The sequence below is a fragment of the Streptomyces sp. NPDC001634 genome, from assembly GCF_040298185.1.
Classification (GTDB): Bacteria; Actinomycetota; Actinomycetes; order Streptomycetales; family Streptomycetaceae; genus Streptomyces.
The window spans coordinates 1-1,172 of sequence record NZ_JBEOZU010000242.1 but is presented as its reverse complement, the minus strand read 5'-3'; the positions used below and the strand labels follow the sequence as shown (position 1 = coordinate 1,172).

1 protein-coding gene is annotated in these 1,172 nt (G+C 75.2%); it reads right to left on the bottom strand.

Annotated elements, in window-relative coordinates; all coding sequences use genetic code 11:
• Positions 1-14: 14 nt before the first annotated feature.
• Positions 15-1,025 carry an alpha/beta hydrolase gene (locus ABT186_RS47815; RefSeq protein ID WP_351930725.1) on the bottom strand — a complete coding sequence of 337 codons (1,011 nt, stop codon included), beginning with the start codon at positions 1,023-1,025 and terminating at the stop codon, positions 15-17.
• Between the last annotated feature and the right edge of the window lie 147 nt (positions 1,026-1,172).

Here is a 1,172-nt window from a genome sequence, read left to right as displayed (position 1 = left end):
TCTGCCGGACCGGGTCAGGCGCCCAGCAGCCGCCGCAGCCAGCGCGCCCGGGCCGCCCGGGCCTCCTGGGACAGCAACGCCTGCGGGGCGAAACCGTCGAACCCATGGAACCCGCCCGGCCACACGTGGAGTTCGGCGCGCCCGCCCGCCTGCCAGATCCGGCCGGCGTAGGCGACGTCCTCGTCCCGGAAGGTCTCCGCGGAGCCGACGTCGATGAAGGCGGGCGGCAGGCCGGACAGGTCGGTGGCGCGGGCCGGGGCGGCGTACGGCGAGACGTCCGGGCCGCCGCGCGCGTCTCCGAGCAGCGCTCCCCAGCCGGTCTCGTTCGCGGTGCGGTCCCAGATGCCCCGCCCCGCCATCTGGCGGGCGGAGACGGAGTCGTTACGGTCGTCGAGCATCGGGCACAGCAGCATCTGTCCGAACAGGTCCGGGCCGCCGCGGTCCCGCGCGAGCAGCGCAAGCGCCGCGGTGAGGCCGCCGCCCGCGCTGGCTCCGGCGATGACGATCCGCTCGGGGTCGATGCCGAGTTCCTTCGCGTTCTCGGCGATCCACACGAGCCCCGCGTAGCAGTCCTCGACCGGGGCCGGGTGCGGGTGTTCCGGGGCCAGCCGGTACTCCACCGAGACCACGACCAGCCCCAGCTCCTCGGCCAGGTCCAGCATCTCGTCGACGCCGAACCGGTTGTTGCCGAGGATCATCCCGCCCCCGTGCACGTGGTAGACGGCCGGCAGCGGGCCGCTCGCGCCCGTCGGCCGGCAGATCAGCAGGGAGACCTCCGGCGCCCCGTCCGGTCCGGGCACCGCCCGCTCCTCGACGTCGAAGGTGCCGCCGCGGCGCAGGTCGTCGTCCGAGGGGATGTCGAAGAGCATGCCGGCGCGGACGTCGGGGATCGCCTCGGGCGGAAAGCCCGGCGACAACTGCTCGGAAATCAGTTCGAGCGCGGCCGCCAGCTCGGGGTCGAAGGGCGGCGGACATTCCCTCGCTGCGTCTGCGGCTGCCGGGGAGGACATCGGCTCGGCGGTCATGGCTGCTCCTCGCGTCGTGGCCACGCCCGTGTGGCCAGTGGGTTCATGGTGCCCGCCCGCCCGTCACCCCGGTACGCGCCGTTCGGCGGGGATCACCCGCCCCACCGCGGGCGGGCCGTGTGGACACCCGCGCCCACCCCCGGCCAG

Excerpts from the sequence above, each read along its gene's own strand:
- ABT186_RS47815 (WP_351930725.1), bottom strand. The coding sequence starts at position 1,025 with ATGACCGCCGAGCCGATGTCCTCCCCGGCAGCCGCAGACGCAGCGAGG.